Source organism: Stenotrophomonas sp. STEN031 (genome assembly GCF_056759975.1).
The window spans coordinates 1-15,347 of the sequence record NZ_JBRREA010000042.1 but is presented as its reverse complement, the minus strand read 5'-3'; the positions used below and the strand labels follow the sequence as shown (position 1 = coordinate 15,347).

Genomic DNA, 15,347 nt, shown 5'->3' with positions numbered 1-15,347 from the left:
ACTCCAAGAGCCTACCCCTCCCCAGCCCTCCCCTTGGCTGCGCCAAAGGGAGGGAGTAAAGCTCGGCCCCCTCCCTTGCGCGAAGCGCAGGGGAGGGTTGGGGAGGGGTGCTTTTGCTCCGCTCTTGCTCTGCTTCGCAGCTGCACCGCCACTACCTTCAAACATCACCCACCAAGCGGCTGCGCGACTCCACTGCTGATCGCTTCGCGAATCAGCTGCTCCGCATCACGATTGGCCCTGGCACTGGCTGCTGCCTGCTGCCTGCCCAGCTCCGCCTGCTGCTTGCCCAAGGCCACCTGCTGTGCGGCCAGGCTTTCCATCTCCGCACGCATCGCCGGGTTCTGCATTTCTTCGCGGGCCTGATCAAGCTTGCGCCGTGCCTCTTCAGACGCGCGGCGTTGTGCGGCGGTACGTTCACCCGAACTCAATGCCAGCTGCGCCTGCTCACTCGCCAGCTCACCAATCCGTGCGCCGATCTCGCCCATGCGCTCACCGATCTGCCCCTGGCGGTCACCCAACGCTCCCTGCCGGTCACCCAGCCGACCCTGCGCATCAGCCAGACGCACGGTCTCGGCATGTAGCTGCTCAAAGCGCGACAAGGTTGCCGCATCACGCACCACATAGCGCTTGCCATCACGGCGTACCAGCAGCACGCCCTTGCCATCGTCCAGTTGCTTGGCTTCGCGCAGGTCGGCGACGCTGCCATTCATGACGTTGTGGTTGCCCCTGATCAGCACATAACCATCGGCGTTCTGGTTGCTGGAAAGGTGGATGACGCCTTGCGTGCGAAGTGGTGCAGCGGGGGCTGGCGGGGCCGCCGGCGGTGCGGGTGGCACGACCAATGCCGGTGGTGCTGGCGGCGCAGGCGGTGCAGCGGGTACCGCAGTGCCGGCAACTACCGTACGTGTCGCCGAGCGGGTAACCGGTGCAGTTGGCGCAACCGGCGCGACGGGCGCGGCCACAGGAGCAGGCGGTGCGGGTGGCGCAGGCGGTACCGGCATCGCCACCAACCGCAGCGGTGCTACGCCGACCAGCGCGACGGCAGCGATGATCAGGGCCGCACCGACGCGCGGGAAGGAAGAAGTGTCCTGCAACATGAGCAATCTCCGCTTGAGGCTGAGGAAGGTCGGCGACGCGCTGGCCAGACCAGCGCCGGGCCGGGGAGCGACGCCCAGCTGCAGCAGCAGGCGTCCGTAGTGTTGGCGGCAGTGGCGGTCACCGGCGACCACCGCGGCATCCACCGCGGCTTCGCGGGCAATGCCGTATTCGCGGGCGGCCAGGTGCACCACCGGGTGGAAGAAGAACAGGTGCTGGGCGAGCGCAGGCACCAATCCCAACCACAGGTCATGGCGTTGCAGATGCACCAGCTCATGGGTCAAAGCCATGTCCAACTGGTCGTCGCCCATGCGCTGCAGGCCACGTGCCGGCAACAGCAGTACCGGACGCCACGGTCCAATCAGCTGCGGCGAGTCGATCGCAGTGCTGAGCATCAGGCGCGGTGCGCGGTGCAGGCCATGCGCATCGGCGGCCAGCGCGAGTGCGGCGTTGAGCTTGTGGTCGCGGCAGGGCTGTGCGGCACGCAGCAGGGCACGGCTGGTGCGATACGCCAGCACGGTGCGCAAGGCCATCACCAATACACCGGCGGCCCACATCGCCATCAGCACCAGGCTCCATGACCAGTTGCTGTCCACCGGCAAGGGCTGCATCACGATGAGCGGTGCGGTAGTCACCGGCGCAGCGGTTGCGGCAGCCTGTGCCACCACCGGTGCAGCCTCGACCGCAGGCAGCAGCGGCAACTCCAGCGGTGACACCCAGAACAGGCCAACCACCGCCTGCACCGCCACCAGCCACCACAGCGCGCACTGGGTGCTGGCCGGCAGCCGTCGCACATATCGGCAAAGCAGCCACACCAGCCCGGCCAGCAGCGCGGTCTGCACGCTGGTCGCCAACAGGCGGCTGCCCAACAACTCAAGCGTCATCGACATGGCTCAGTCCTCCCGGCGCTGCGATTGCAGTTTGCTGACCAGTGCTTCCAGTTCGGCCAGTTCGTTGTCGCTGACCTCGGCCTTCTCCGACATCCACGCCACGAACGGCGAGATCGAGCCCTGCAGGGTCTTCTCGACGAAGCTGCCGACCGCGCCGTTGACCACGTCCTGTTGTTCGGCGGTGGAGCTGTAGCGGTACACGCCCTCGTCCTGCTCGCGCTGCAGGTAACCCTTGGTGCGCAGGCGCTCCATCATCGTCAGCACGGTGGAGCGGGCCAGCCCGCGGGCCTCACCGAAGCGCGCGGCAACCTCGCCGACGCTGGTGGGTTCGTTCTCTCCGATGTACTGCAGCAGGGCCAGTTCCTGGTCCCCGATGGTCTTGCGGCGCATGGCCGTCTCCATGACTACATTTGTCGTCACGGTAGATCTGCCTACATTTGTAGTCAATAGCCCGGATGGCACCCTGACCGCTGCCGGGCTGAATGATTCAGCTGACGGCGCTGTCGATCTGCCAGCGCGCGAACTCGCTCTCGAACTCGGCCAGGCTCAGCAGGCCCATGCAGGCATGGGCCCCGGTCGGCAACACTTCGCCGCGGGCGAAACGGCGTGCCAGCAGCACGGCCGCGAAGGTCGGAATCTCCGGACCGTGCAGCATTGGAGCAGTGAGATCCCAATGCACAGTGTGCTGCAGGCCGCCGCGTTGGCCACGCAGGGTGATGCGCATGCCGCCAAGATCGGTACCGAAGCGATCGAACCAGCGACCAGCGCGGGCAAATACGCCGGCCAGCGCTTCCATCGGCAATGGCAGGCCCATGCGCCGAAGCCAGGCCATCGCAGCCAGGCAGCGCGACAGGAACGGCAACTCCAGCGCCGCGCGGAAGCGCACGGTCGCCACGCCCGGATAGCGCTGCACCAGCAGCGTGTGGTCCGGCACATCACAGGGCGAAGCCAAGCGCGGACCGATGCGGGCGAAGCGCACCGGCTGCGGATCGGCCCAGCCGATCACCGTCTGCCAGCGGCCATCCAGCCAGCACTCGAACGGCTTGCCGCAATACGACAGCACCGCACGCACCGTGGCCATGCCCAGCGGCGTGGCCTGTGCGGGTGCAATCACCATGTCGATGCTGTGCAGCTGATCGAACTGCGGGGCGAGTGCATCCACTACCGCGCTGGACAGCGCCGGCAAGGTGCTGGCGCCGCTGATCGCACTGCGTTGGGTCTGTTCGGCCAGGGCCTGCAACTGCTGCGGGAAGTCGGCGACAAAGTCGCGGCCGTCGGCCAGATCGATGTAGTGCATGCCCGCATGCAGGCAGGCCTGTGCCACATCGTAGCCCTGCCCTTGGAACGGCCCTGCGGTATGGATGACCAAGGCTGCTCGCGTATCCGCCAGCTGTGCTTGGAAATCAGCGGCGGCGGTATCCAGCCGGCACAGCTCGATGGTCGCCAGATCCACACCGGGCAGATTGGCTGCGGCCTGCGCTGGATTGCGGCCAGCGGCTATGACTTTGATGCCCGGTGTGATCGCAAGTGCGCGCACGATGCGCGCGCCGAAATGACCGTAACCGCCCAATACCAGAACACGACAGCTTTCCTGCTGTGACATCGGATCTTCCTGCGTCGATTGCTGGGTGGATTATCGGCGAGGAATGCACCGCATCGCCCTCTCCCTTGCGCGTTGCGCAAGGGAGGGAGCTTTGGCCCCTCCCCTTTGGCGCAGCCAAGGGGGAGGTTGGGAGGGGGTGGTTTTGGCCGTTGCTTGCGCTGGTGGATCGACGTTCCTGCGAAGAGCACCCCTCCCCAACCCTCCCCTGCGCGTTGCGCAAGGGAGGGAGCTGTAGCCCCTCCCCTTGCGCAGCCAACGAGCAGGGCCGGCGGGGACGGGGCTTGAGCCCACCGTCAACCGCGCGGGCCGCCCATCACCGGCAGGATCGCGCCGCTGATATAGCTGGCAGTAATCGGGGATGCCAGGAACACATACGCCGGCGACACTTCCTCCGGCTGCGCCGGGCGTCCCATGTCACTGTCCTTGCCGAACTCGGCCACGTCTTCAGCCACCTTGTCGGCGGGGTTCAGCGGTGTCCATACCGGCCCCGGCGCGACGCAGTTGACGCGGATGCCGCGCGGCAGCAACTGGCTGGCCAGGGACTTGGTGAATGCATGGATCGCGCCCTTGGTCGCTGCGTAATCGATCAACGATCTGCTACCGAACAGACCGGTCTCCGAGCCGGTGTTGATGATGCTGGCGCCCTCGCCCATGTGCAGCAGCGCCGCCCGCGCCATGTGGATGTAGCCGGCGATATTGGTCTGCAGGGTTTCCTGCAGGTGTTCATCACTCAGATCCTCCAGGTGATGGCAGTGCAACTGGAAGGCCGCGTTGTTGACCAGGATGTCGATACCACCAAACGCCTTGGCCACCTGCTGCACCGCGTGGTCGCAGAACGCCGGATCGCGCACGTCACCGCTGAGCGCCAGGCTGCGCTGGCCTTCCTGCTCGATATGCCCACAGGTGACCTTGGCATCCTCATGCTCGCTCAGGTACAGCACCGCGACATCGGCGCCTTCGCGGGCGAACAACACCGCCACCGCCCGGCCGATGCCGGAGTCGCCTCCGGTGATGATGGCGCGCATGCCTTTCAGTTTGCCGCTGCCCTTGTAGCCCGGGGCCAGATAGCGCGGGGCCAGTCGCAGATCATGTTCATTGCCCGGCTTGGCCAGCTGCTGCGCAGGCAGCTTGCTGGGTTGGCGGCGGGCGCCGGCCTGCACGCTAGCGTGATGCTCGGGCGTGGCGCTGCGCAGTTTCTCCTGCTGCTGCAGGTCCTCCTGCAAGCGGCGCTGACGACTTGCCGTGCGCTGCGCAGCGCTGTCGACGGACGGTGCGGCGGCCTTCTTGGCGGCGGCCTTTCGTGGTGCAGCCTTGCTGACTGCCGGCGTCTTCTTCCTGGTTGCCATGACGTTCCCCTCCCGCTCATCCAGCGGCATGGCGCGCGCAGTGCTCGCAGCAATAGGTGGCGCCGTTTGCCTCCACGCCATGGCCGATCACCGCGCATTGGCAATGCGCACAGCGCGGTGCCAGCGCGTGGATCGCACACTCGAACGAATCAAACGTGCCGGTAATCTTGCCCTGGGTGACGGTGAAGCTATTGGCGTAGTTGTTGCCACAGACGTCGCAAGTAGCCATTGCGGTGCTCCTTTCGCTATCAGGTGGAGCCTGCAGTGTGCGCAGGGGCAGCACCGACGTCGGTGAAATGCGCGTGGACAGGATGTGTATTTCATCTACTGCAAACAATGCAGCGGTGATGCTGCCATCCACGCCACTGTCACCGGAGCCTGCCATGTACCGTCTGCTTGCCGTATCCGCCACCGCCCTGATGCTTTCTGCCTGCAGCACTGCACGGGTGAGCAGCATCCAGCCCATCGACGGCATTGTCTCCGGCCAATGCCATACCGACATGGTGCGTGGTGCGGTTGGCCTGGCCGCAGCGCCCGACACCGTCGAGCGCGCCCGTGTCGACAGCGATAGCCTGCAGGTGAATGTGGTGCGTGGGCGCAATCAACCCGAGGCTCCCGCCGCGAGCACAGTGCCACCGGCATCGGGTGGTGGTGAGCGGCTGACCATCGAGGTAGGCCGCACCAACAACATCACCGCTATCCGCTGCGGCTGAACCCCGTGCCACTGCGGTGGGCAGCACGCAGGAAGCGCAATGCCGCCGCCTCCCATTGCCGTGGCCCGCGCAACGCTCGCAGTCGCAGCAACTGGCCCTGGCGCCAGCCATCGAACACACAGGGGTCGATATAGGCCTTGCGACATACCGCCGGGGTATTGCCCAGCATCGCCGCCACTGCGGCGATCACCTGGTTCTGCAAGGCATTCAGTGCCTGCTCGCCGCCGCGGTCCGGCAACGGCAGCTGCGCCAGTTCACGCAGCGCCACCAGCGTGCCACCCCAGGTGCGGAAATCCTTGGCGCTGAAAGCATCGCCGGTGGCCTGGCGCAGGTAGTCGTTGACATCGGCCGAGTCCACTGGCCGCAATCGGCCAGTATCGTCGCGGTATTGGAACAGCAACTGTCCTGGCAATTGCTGGCAACGCTGTACCAGCCTGGCGAGCTGCGGGTCATCGATCTGCAGGGCCTGCAGCTGCCCTGATTTGCCGTTGAAGCGCAGTTGGGCGCGGCCACCCCGTATCTGCAGGTGCTGGTTGCGCAGGGTGGTCAGCCCGTAGGAGCGGTTGCTGCGGGCGTAGGCATCGTTGCCAACCCGTCCCAAGGTACGGCCCATCACCGCCACCACGATAGCGATCACCTTCTCGCGCGGCAGGCCGGGCAGTTTCAGGTCGGTCCGCACCTGTCGGCGCAGGCCCGGCAAGGCCTTGCCGAAGGCGACGATGCGATCGAACTTGTCGTCGCTGCGCATGCGCACCCAGTCCGGGTGATAGCGGTACTGCTTGCGCCCACGCGCATCACGGCCGCTGGCCTGCAGGTGACCGTTGGCCTGGGCACAGATCCATACCTGGGTATAGGCCGGCGGAATTGCCAGCGCTCGAATGCGCTGCAGCGTGGTCGCCGCCTTTACCGCATGCCCGCGTGCATCCACATAGCGGAAACCGCGTCCGCTACGGATGCGGCGTAGGCCCGGTTCATCGTCACTACTGTGGCGCAACCCGGCTGCGCTATGTGCGGCCATCGCGGACCTCCCCTTGCTGCTGCGGTCGGCCAGTATCGCGTCGCCCGTTGCGACGCAGCGTCAACAATGCCTTCACTTGGCTATATGCTTGGACCGACCATCAACACCTTGGAGTTCCGATGCAATTCCCGTCGACGCCGCGCGCCCTGCGCCGCCCCGCCGCCCTGATTGCCACCGCTACCCTGCTGCTGGCGCTCAGCGCCTGCACCAAGCCAGCCCCGGAAGAACAGGATGAGGCGCTGAACGAATCCCAGCAGGCCGCACAGGCAGCCGCCGCCCCCGCTGAAGCCACGCCGCCACCGGGCGCCTGCGACGCCAGCCAGGTACAGGGCCTGGTCGGCCAGCCTTACGCCGAGTCCATGCTGAACCAGGCCAAGGAAGATGCCGGCGCCACCGATGTGCGCGTGCTCAAACCCAACCAGCCGGTGACCATGGAGTTCATCGGTGAACGCCTGAACATCGAAATCGATGAGAAAGGTATGGTCAGCGGCGTGCGCTGCGGTTGAGTTTTGTATAGCCAAAGCCTTGCCGGGCAAGGCTTTGGTTGCGCTCGCAACGATGTATTGCGGCGCTGCAACAACTGTGATTTAGTCGAACCATCCGGTGACCTCAAGGTGCGCTCCTGAACGAGCACGTTGCGTCATCGGGTGGGCGCGAGGGCGCTTGGATCAGGCGAATACGCCGCAACGGCGTGCGTCGGGTCTTACCCCAACGGCACGTGCGGCAGCACGGCGCGATCCATCCGATGCATGACGTGCTCAGCGAGCGGGCGGGAGTGTCGCCGCTCACCTGAATCGCATCGAGGCACAGATGGCTGTCCGCACTCCGCAAGGCCTTTACGACCCGCAAGACGAACGCGATGCCTGTGGTTTCGGCATGGTCGCCCAGCTCGACGACCAACCCTCGCGTCTGCTGGTGGATACCGCCATCGCCGCGCTGTCGCGCATGACCCACCGCGGCGGCGTTGCTGCCGACGGGCTCACCGGTGACGGCTGCGGCCTGCTGCTGCGCAAACCCACCGTCTTCCTGCGCCAGCTGGCCGAAGAGGCCGGCATCGTGCTGGGGCCGAACTTCGCCGCCGGCGTGGTGTTCCTGCCGCACGACGCGGATGCCGCCCAGCGATGTCGCGACGAACTGGATGCACAGCTGCGCGCCGCCGGCTGCCATCCGCGCGGCTGGCGTGAAGTGCCCACCGACGACAGCGTCTGCGGCCAGCTGGCCCGTGACACGCTGCCGAAGATCGAGCAGGTCTTCGTCGATGCCGACATCGAGCAAAGCGCCGAGCAATTCGCACTGGCCTTGTTCATGTCGCGCCGCCGCAGCGAACAGACCCTGCGCGATGTCGCCGACTACTACGTCACCACCCTCAGCGCCGAGGCCATCAGCTACAAGGGCATGGTGCTGCCGGACAAGCTGAGCACCTTCTACCCGGACCTGCAACGCCACGAGCTGGCATCGAGCGTGGTGGTGTTCCACCAGCGCTTCTCCACCAACACCATGCCGCGCTGGCCGCTGGCGCATCCGTTCCGCATGCTCGCCCACAACGGCGAGATCAACACCATCGAAGGCAACCGCCACTGGGCGCAGGCGCGCAGCAAGGTGTGGAAGACGCCGAAGTTCGACATCGCCGAGCTCGACCCGGTGATCTCGATGCATGGCTCCGACTCGCAGAGCATGGACAACATGCTGGAGCTGATGGTGGCCGGCGGCATGGAGCTGATCCAGGCGCTGCGCATTCTGGTGCCGCCGGCAACCCAGTCGCTGGAGTTCAAGGACGCTGACCTCGCCGCGTTCTACGAGTTCTACGGCTTGAACAGTGAGCCCTGGGATGGCCCGGCCGGCATCGTCGCCTGCGACGGCCGCTACGCCGCCTGCACCCTGGACCGCAACGGCCTGCGCCCGGCGCGCTGGATGCTGACCTCCGACCGCCACTTCCTGGTGGCCTCCGAAGCCGGCGTCTGGGAAGTGCCGACCGAGCGCGTGGTGCGCAAGGGCAAGCTGGGCCCGGGCCAGATGATGGCCATCGACCTCAAGCGTGGCGACCTGCTCGATTCGGACGCCATCGACCGCATCAACCGTGCACGTGCGCCGTACAAGCAATGGCTGCACCAGGGCGTGACCTACCTGCAGACCGAGCTGATCGATCCCTCGCTGGCCGAGGAGCCGTTCGACGAAGCGACCCTGCGCAGTTACCACAAGCTGTTCCAGCTCACGACCGAGGAACTGGAACAGGTGCTGCGGCCGCTGGCCGAAACCGGGCAGGAAGCCACCGGCTCGATGGGCGATGACACCCCCATCGCCGTGCTCAGCCGCCACACCCGCCCGCTGTACGACTACTTCCGCCAGGCTTTCGCGCAGGTCACCAACCCGCCGATCGATCCGCTGCGCGAAGAGTGCGCGATGTCGCTGACCACTCAGCTCGGCAAGGAGACCAACATCTTCCACGCCGCGGCGGAGACGGTGAACCACGTCATCCTCAACTCGCCGGTGCTGAGCCAGCGCAAGCTGCGCCAGCTGCTGAAGATGGAGCAGTACGTTGAACGCAATCGCCTGATCGATCTGTCCTACAGCGTCGAGGAAGGCCTGAAGGCCGGCATCGAGCGCATCTGCGCCGAGTGCGAGCAGGCCGCGCGCGACGGCGTCGTGATGCTGCTGCTGTCCGACCGCTACCCAGTCGCCGACCGGCCGATGGTGCATGCACTGCTGGCCACTAGCGCCGTGCATCACCATCTGTCCAAGGTTGGGCTGCGCTGCGACGTCAACCTGATCCTGGAAACCGGCACCGCGCGCGATGCGCACCACATGGCCTGTCTGCTGGGCTTTGGCGCGACCGCTGTGTATCCGTACCTGGCCTACCAGACCCTGTTCGACCTGGGCCGGCGCGGCATCCTGCAGTTGAAGAAGGGCGGTGAGGTCTCGCAGATCGGCCGCAGCTACCGCAAGGGCATCTACAAGGGCCTGAGCAAGATCATCTCCAAGATGGGCATCTGCACTGTCGCCAGTTACCGCGGCGCGCAGCTGTTCGAGATCGTCGGCCTCGATCCGGACGTGGTTGAACTGTGCTTCCCGGATACCGCCGCGCGCATCGGCGGCGTGGGCCTGGCACGATTGGATACCGAGGCACGCGAGCTCACCGTGCGTGCCTGGAACGATCTGGCGCAGCCGGAAGTCGGCGGCCTGCTCAAGTATGTGCATGGCGGCGAATACCACATGTACAACCCGGACGTGGTGATGACGCTGCAGCGCGCCTCGCGCACCGGCGACGCGGCCGATTGGCGCAAGTACATGGACGCAGTGCATTCGCGCCCGACCTCGGCGCTGCGCGACCTGTTGCAGCTCAAGCCGGCGGCGACGCCGGTGCCGCTGGACGAGGTGGAACCAGCCGAAGCACTGTTCAAGCGCTTCGACACGGCTGCGATTTCCTTGGGCGCACTGTCACCAGAAGCGCATGAAGCGCTGGCGATTGCGATGAACCGCCTCGGCGGCCGTTCCAACTCCGGCGAAGGCGGCGAAGATCCCGCGCGCTACGGCACCGAGAAGCGCTCCAAGATCAAGCAGGTGGCCTCCGGTCGCTTTGGCGTCACCGCCGAGTACCTGGTCAATGCCGAAGTGCTGCAGATCAAGGTCGCGCAGGGCGCCAAGCCCGGCGAAGGTGGCCAGCTGCCCGGCCACAAGGTCAACGAGCTGATAGCGCGCCTGCGTTACGCCAAGCCCGGCATCGGCCTGATCTCGCCGCCGCCGCACCACGACATCTATTCGATCGAAGACCTGGCACAGCTGATCTACGACCTGAAGCAGGTCAATCCGGATGCACTGGTATCGGTGAAGCTGGTTTCGCATGCCGGTGTCGGCACCATTGCCGCTGGCGTGGTGAAGGCCGGCGCCGACCTGATCACCGTGTCCGGCCATGACGGCGGCACCGGTGCCTCGCCGATCAGCTCGATCCGCTATGCCGGCGTGCCGTGGGAGCTGGGCGTGGCCGAGTCGCACCAGGCCCTGGTCGGCAACGACCTGCGCAGCCGCACCATCCTGCAGACCGACGGTGGCCTGAAGACCGGCCTGGACGTGGTCAAGGCCGCGCTGCTCGGCGCCGACAGCTTCGGCTTCGGCACCGGCCCGATGATCGTGCTGGGGTGCAAGTACCTGCGCATCTGCCACCTCAACAACTGCGCCACCGGCGTGGCCACCCAGGACGAGCGCCTGCGTGCCGGTTACTTCACCGGCCTGCCGGAGCGCGTGGAGAACTTCTTCCGCCTGCTGGCCGAGGAAGTGCGCGAATGGCTGTCCTACCTGGGCGCGCGTTCGCTGGATGAAATCGTCGGCCGTACCGATCTACTGCAGCAGCTGGAAGTGTCGCCGCGCGAAGGCGTCAAGGTGGATCTGTCGCGGCTGTTGGCACCGGCGCAGTACGACGGCGCGCACTGCGCCGCGCAGCGCCTGTACCAGTCGCCGGACAGCCTGGCCACGCAGATGGACGACCTGCTGGCCGATGCCATCGCCAACAAGCGCGGCGGCGAACACCGCTTCCTGATCCACAACACCGACCGATCTGTGGGCACGCGCCTGTCCGGCACCATCGCCCGCGCACATGGCAACCACGGCATGGACGAGGCACCGCTGAACCTGCGTTTCCGCGGCACTGCCGGGCAGAGCTTCGGCGCCTTCAACGTCGGCGGCCTGAACCTGGAAGTGGAAGGCGAAGCCAACGACTACGTCGGCAAGGGCATGGCTGGCGGCCGCCTGGTGGTACGTCCGCCGCGCGGCGCGCGCTTCGAGGCCCGTAACACCGCCATCATCGGCAACACCTGCCTGTATGGTGCAACCGGTGGCGAGCTGTTCGCCGCAGGCCGCGCCGGCGAACGCTTCGGCGTGCGCAACTCCGGCGCGCTGGCGGTGATTGAAGGTGCCGGTGACCACTGCTGCGAATACATGACCGACGGCGTGGTCGCAGTGCTTGGCAAGGTCGGGCTGAACTTCGGTGCAGGCTTCACTGGTGGGTTGGCGTATGTGCTCGATGTCGACCGCGATTTCGTCGACCGCTACAACCACGAGCTGATCGACATCCACCGCATCTCGACCGAAGGCTTCGAGAACCATCGCCAGCATCTGCACACCTTGATCAGCCGTCACCGCGAGTTGACCGGCAGCATCTGGGCGCAGCAGATCATCGACGAGTTCCGCGACTACGTCGGCAAGTTCTGGCTGGTCAAACCCAAGGCCGCCAGCATTGAATCGCTGGCCGAGTCGCTGCGACGCGCCGCTTGACGCATTGTCTCCCTCTCCCGCCTGCGGGAGAGGGCCGGGGTGAGGGCAGCTTCAAGAGCCCCCCTCATCCGCCCCTCCGGGGCACCTTCTCCCGCAAGCGGGAGAAGGGCTCCTCCAGACGCCACGAGTTCCCATGAGCCGCAAGCAAGCCTTCCAGTTTCTCGATCTGCCCCGCACCATGCCGCAGCGCATTCCGGTGGAATTGCGCACGTCCGGCGATTGGGGCGAGCTCTACGGCAAGTTCGACAAGGCCGACGCGCAGTACCAGGCCGGCCGTTGCCTGGACTGCGGCAACCCCTACTGCAGCTGGAAGTGCCCGGTGCACAACGCCATTCCGCAATGGCTGCAGTTGGTGCAGGAAGACCGCATCCATGAAGCGGCGACGCTCTGCCATTCCACCAACCCGCTGCCGGAAGTCTGCGGCCGCGTCTGCCCGCAAGATCGCCTGTGCGAAGGCAGCTGCACGCTGGAAGAGTTCGGCGCGGTCACCATCGGCGCGGTAGAGAAATACATCGTCGATACCGCCCTGGCCACCGGCTGGAAGCCGGACCTGCATGCGGTTGAGAGCACCGGCAAGCGCGTAGCTGTCGTTGGTGCAGGTCCCGCGGGTTTGGCCTGCGCCGATCGCCTTGCGCGTGCCGGTGTGCAGGCCGTGGTGTTCGATCGCTACGAACAGATTGGTGGCCTGCTGCAGTTCGGCATTCCCAGCTTCAAGCTGGACAAGAGCGTGATCGATCGCCGCCGCGAGATCCTCGAAGGCATGGGCGTGCAGTTCCGCCTGGGTGTGGAGATCGGCCGCGACATCAGCATCGAGCAGCTGCAGGCTGACTACGATGCGGTGTTCCTCGGCACCGGTGCTTACCGTTACACCGACGGCGGCCTGATCGGCCAGGACCTGAAGAACGTGCTGCCGGCGCTACCCTTCCTGGTGCAGAACAGCCGCATTGTCAGTGGCAACGATCCGCAGGGCCGGCCGATTGCCGGCTGGGAAGACCAGATCGCCCTGCCCGACCTCAACGGCAAGCGCGTGGTGGTGCTGGGTGGCGGCGATACCGGCATGGACTGCGTGCGCAGCGCGATCCGCCTGGGTGCGGCCAAGGTGACCTGTGCCTACCGCCGTGACGAAGCCAATATGCCGGGCTCGGCACGCGAAGTGGCCAACGCCCGCGAAGAAGGCGTGCGTTTCCTGTTCAACCGCCAGCCGCTGGCGATTGAAGCCGGGGCCGATGATGAAGTGATTGGCGTGACCGTGGTTGAGACCGAGCTGAGCGCACCGGATGCCAATGGCCGTCGCAATGCGGTCGCGATTGATGGCAGCGAGTCGCTGTTGGAAGCCGACGTGGTGATCATCGCCTTCGGCTTCTCGCCGACGCTGCCGGAATGGCTGGCATCGCAGGGTGTGGAAGCCAGCAGTAACGGTCGCATCATTGCCGGCGGTGCTACGCGTCTGCCGTTCCAGACCCACAACGCCAAGCTGTTTGCCGGTGGTGATGCGGTTCGCGGTGCGGACCTGGTGGTGACGGCCGTTGCTGAGGGCCGTGATGCTGCTGAGAGCATTGTTGCCTTGTTGAAGCGGTAAGGTTGGGACCGCGCCAAGAGCGCCCTCACCCCTACCCCTCTCCCGTTGAAACGGGAGAGGGGACTACTTCGGCATTTTCTGCCTGACGGCGGCTGAGCTCGCCGCTTCGGCTGCTAGCTGCTTCGGCTGCTCGGTGCTTCGGCTGTTAGCTTTGCCTACTGGCCTTTGCACCTCGATTTGGCCCTCGGCTTTGGACTGTCCGTTCGCCAGGTAATGACGACCTCCCTTCTCCCGCTTGCGGGAGAAGGTGCCCAAAGGGCGGATGAGGGGAGCTTTGGCTTTGGCTTTGGCTCCAACGCCACCAACCAACACCCAGCTGCCCTACACTCAAGAACTCCGCACAAAGAGAAATCGCAATGCGCATCGGTCTGGCCGCAAACCGTCTCCATCACGAAAGCGCCGACGCTGCGTTGTTCCGTTGGCTGCGCGCCAGCGAGACCGGAATCCGCGAGCTAGGCGTGGAATTGCACGCCGTTGGCCGCACCTACGACGCCATTGCCAGCACTCATCCCCTGCAGGATTACCCCGGACTTCAGCGCTACCCAAACGGCCGCGAAGGCGGATTGATGAAGCTGGTGGCCGAAGTCGTAGGCATGGGTACCCCGGAGCGCACCCTGGATGGCGCGATCTACCTCATCGATCCGGTCGACCCTTCCTCGGTCTTCCCGGAGGCCATCGCCCTCAAGCGCCAATGCGTCATCCACGGCAAGCCTTTCATCTCCACTGTAGCCACCGCACGTGACTGGATTGAGATGGAGCGCATCCACGCCGGCCTCGCACCGGACCTGGGCGCAGACGATCTGCACGACTTCAGCAAGCAGACGCTGGCCCTGATCGCCCACGATGCGCGCAAGCCGCAGATGCTGGCCTTCGCATCGGAGCACTTCGACCTGTTGTCGCAGTTCGAACACCGCATCGGTACCGGCACCACCGGTCAACGCTTGAACGAGATGGCCTGGAGCCGCGGCTGGCCACGCGACCAGGAATGGATCCATCGCTTCCAGAGCGGCCCGCTAGGCGGCGACGCGCAAATTGCGGACCGTGTACTTGAGCATCGCTGCCAACGCGCGATCTTCTTCGAAGATCCGCATGTGGCGCGCCAGCATGAAGCGGACATCCAGCTGCTGGAGCGCGCGGTGACCACGGTTACCGATGAGGCGGTGTGCATCACCGCACCGAACATCGCAGCCCGCTGGGCAACTGCCGCACAGATACGCCAGAAAGCCTGACCGTAGTGCCGAGCCATGCTCGGCAGCGGCGTTCCAGGCAGTTCCTGCAGAGCCCCAATGCTTTGGCTTTGGCTTTGGCTTTGGCTTTGGCTTTGGTTTTGGCCCTTGCTCCAGCTGTTGCCTTAGCCCTTCTCCCGCCTGCGGGAGAAGGGTTGGGATGAGGGGAGCTCTTGGCTTTTGGTTATTGGCTTCGCTCAAGCCTTTCCGCGCCGTTGTTGCTACCAGCTTCGCGGCTTACGCCGCTCCCACAAATTCCCCAAAAGCCTGCCTTCGCTTCGGACAAAGAAAAACCCCGCTGCTTGTGGCAGCGGGGTTTTGTTTTTAAATCCTGACGATGACCTACTCTCGCACAGCTTAGGCTGCACTACCATCGGCGCGGCTACGTTTCACTTCCGAGTTCGGGATGGGATCGGGTGGTTCCATAGCGCTGTTTTCATCAGGAAAGCAGTTTGAGCAGCGCGTTGCGCCAGCTCCAATACGTTTCCTTGCGGAACCAAGCCAGGCTCAAAAACCCCTGGCTTACATAAAAAGACAAACCCCGCTGCATGAGCAGCGGGGTTTGCGGATAAAAACCCTGACGATGACCTACTCTCGCACAGCTTAGGCTGC

The 15,347-nt window shown here is 65.5% G+C and carries 11 protein-coding genes and 1 rRNA gene; 5 read left to right on the top strand and 7 right to left on the bottom strand.

The features are described from left to right. Positions 1-164 precede the first annotated feature (164 nt). The 5 genes from ACVOLQ_RS16500 to ACVOLQ_RS16480 all read right to left on the bottom strand — a co-directional run bounded on the left by ACVOLQ_RS16500 (position 165) and on the right by ACVOLQ_RS16480 (position 5,319). Positions 165-1,985, bottom strand: a complete 1,821-nt coding sequence (locus ACVOLQ_RS16500) for a M56 family metallopeptidase (RefSeq protein ID WP_481528677.1) — start codon at positions 1,983-1,985, stop codon at positions 165-167. A gap of 3 nt (positions 1,986-1,988) precedes the next feature. Continuing rightward, positions 1,989-2,387: a BlaI/MecI/CopY family transcriptional regulator gene (locus ACVOLQ_RS16495; RefSeq protein WP_481528690.1), complete on the bottom strand. Its 399-nt coding sequence runs from the start codon at positions 2,385-2,387 to the stop codon at positions 1,989-1,991. An 85-nt stretch (positions 2,388-2,472) separates the two neighbouring features. Further along, on the bottom strand, positions 2,473-3,588 hold the full coding sequence (locus tag ACVOLQ_RS16490; RefSeq protein ID WP_481528676.1) for a saccharopine dehydrogenase family protein: 1,116 nt from the start codon (positions 3,586-3,588) through the stop codon (positions 2,473-2,475). 293 nt (positions 3,589-3,881) lie between these two features. Continuing rightward, complete coding sequence (locus ACVOLQ_RS16485; RefSeq protein WP_313174463.1) at positions 3,882-4,934, bottom strand: SDR family oxidoreductase; 1,053 nt, start codon at positions 4,932-4,934, stop codon at positions 3,882-3,884. A 16-nt stretch (positions 4,935-4,950) separates the two neighbouring features. Beyond that, positions 4,951-5,319 carry a hypothetical protein gene (locus ACVOLQ_RS16480; protein WP_313495612.1) on the bottom strand — a complete coding sequence of 123 codons (369 nt, stop codon included), beginning with the start codon at positions 5,317-5,319 and terminating at the stop codon, positions 4,951-4,953. Here ACVOLQ_RS16480 and ACVOLQ_RS16475 point away from each other — a divergent pair. Further along, on the top strand, positions 5,318-5,647 hold the full coding sequence (locus ACVOLQ_RS16475; RefSeq protein ID WP_313174467.1) for a hypothetical protein: 330 nt from the start codon (positions 5,318-5,320) through the stop codon (positions 5,645-5,647). The genes ACVOLQ_RS16480 and ACVOLQ_RS16475 overlap by 2 nt on opposite strands. Here ACVOLQ_RS16475 and ACVOLQ_RS16470 read toward each other — a convergent pair. Then, the gene (locus ACVOLQ_RS16470; RefSeq protein WP_481528675.1) at positions 5,631-6,665 is read right to left on the bottom strand and encodes a DNA topoisomerase IB; all 1,035 of its coding nucleotides are present in this window, start codon (positions 6,663-6,665) and stop codon (positions 5,631-5,633) included. The two genes, ACVOLQ_RS16475 and ACVOLQ_RS16470, sit on opposite strands and share 17 nt — an antisense overlap. A gap of 119 nt (positions 6,666-6,784) precedes the next feature. On the opposite strand from ACVOLQ_RS16470, the gene ACVOLQ_RS16465 reads away from it, so the two are divergent. The 4 genes from ACVOLQ_RS16465 (at position 6,785) to ACVOLQ_RS16450 (ending at position 14,738) form a co-directional block, all read left to right on the top strand. Next, a complete protein-coding gene (locus tag ACVOLQ_RS16465) occupies positions 6,785-7,171 on the top strand; it encodes an I78 family peptidase inhibitor (protein ID WP_313495609.1) in 387 nt (128 codons plus the stop codon). Between the two features lie 304 nt (positions 7,172-7,475). Continuing rightward, positions 7,476-11,930: a glutamate synthase large subunit gene (gene gltB, locus ACVOLQ_RS16460; protein ID WP_481528674.1), complete on the top strand. Its 4,455-nt coding sequence runs from the start codon at positions 7,476-7,478 to the stop codon at positions 11,928-11,930. Between the two features lie 133 nt (positions 11,931-12,063). After that, positions 12,064-13,509 carry an FAD-dependent oxidoreductase gene (locus tag ACVOLQ_RS16455; RefSeq protein ID WP_481528673.1) on the top strand — a complete coding sequence of 482 codons (1,446 nt, stop codon included), beginning with the start codon at positions 12,064-12,066 and terminating at the stop codon, positions 13,507-13,509. Positions 13,510-13,865: 356 nt separating this feature from the next. Then, positions 13,866-14,738, top strand: coding sequence for a methylglyoxal synthase (locus ACVOLQ_RS16450; protein WP_481528672.1), 873 nt, complete (start codon positions 13,866-13,868; stop codon positions 14,736-14,738). Positions 14,739-15,064: 326 nt separating this feature from the next. Here ACVOLQ_RS16450 and rrf read toward each other — a convergent pair. Further along, positions 15,065-15,179: ribosomal RNA gene (gene rrf / locus ACVOLQ_RS16445) — 5S ribosomal RNA — on the bottom strand. Between the last annotated feature and the right edge of the window lie 168 nt (positions 15,180-15,347).

Bases quoted from the DNA above. Each gene is read 5' to 3' on its own strand.
- ACVOLQ_RS16465 (WP_313495609.1), top strand. From the start codon at position 6,785: ATGCAATTCCCGTCGACGCCGCGCGCCCTGCGCCGCCCCGCCGCCCTG.
- ACVOLQ_RS16455 (WP_481528673.1), top strand. From the start codon at position 12,064: ATGAGCCGCAAGCAAGCCTTCCAGTTTCTCGATCTGCCCCGCACCATG.
- ACVOLQ_RS16485 (WP_313174463.1), bottom strand. From the start codon at position 4,934: ATGGCAACCAGGAAGAAGACGCCGGCAGTCAGCAAGGCTGCACCACGA.
- ACVOLQ_RS16450 (WP_481528672.1), top strand. From the start codon at position 13,866: ATGCGCATCGGTCTGGCCGCAAACCGTCTCCATCACGAAAGCGCCGAC.
- ACVOLQ_RS16500 (WP_481528677.1), bottom strand. From the start codon at position 1,985: ATGTCGATGACGCTTGAGTTGTTGGGCAGCCGCCTGTTGGCGACCAGC.
- ACVOLQ_RS16490 (WP_481528676.1), bottom strand. From the start codon at position 3,588: ATGTCACAGCAGGAAAGCTGTCGTGTTCTGGTATTGGGCGGTTACGGT.
- gltB (WP_481528674.1), top strand. From the start codon at position 7,476: ATGGCTGTCCGCACTCCGCAAGGCCTTTACGACCCGCAAGACGAACGC.
- ACVOLQ_RS16495 (WP_481528690.1), bottom strand. From the start codon at position 2,387: ATGGAGACGGCCATGCGCCGCAAGACCATCGGGGACCAGGAACTGGCC.
- ACVOLQ_RS16475 (WP_313174467.1), top strand. From the start codon at position 5,318: ATGTACCGTCTGCTTGCCGTATCCGCCACCGCCCTGATGCTTTCTGCC.
- ACVOLQ_RS16470 (WP_481528675.1), bottom strand. From the start codon at position 6,665: ATGGCCGCACATAGCGCAGCCGGGTTGCGCCACAGTAGTGACGATGAA.
- ACVOLQ_RS16480 (WP_313495612.1), bottom strand. From the start codon at position 5,319: ATGGCAGGCTCCGGTGACAGTGGCGTGGATGGCAGCATCACCGCTGCA.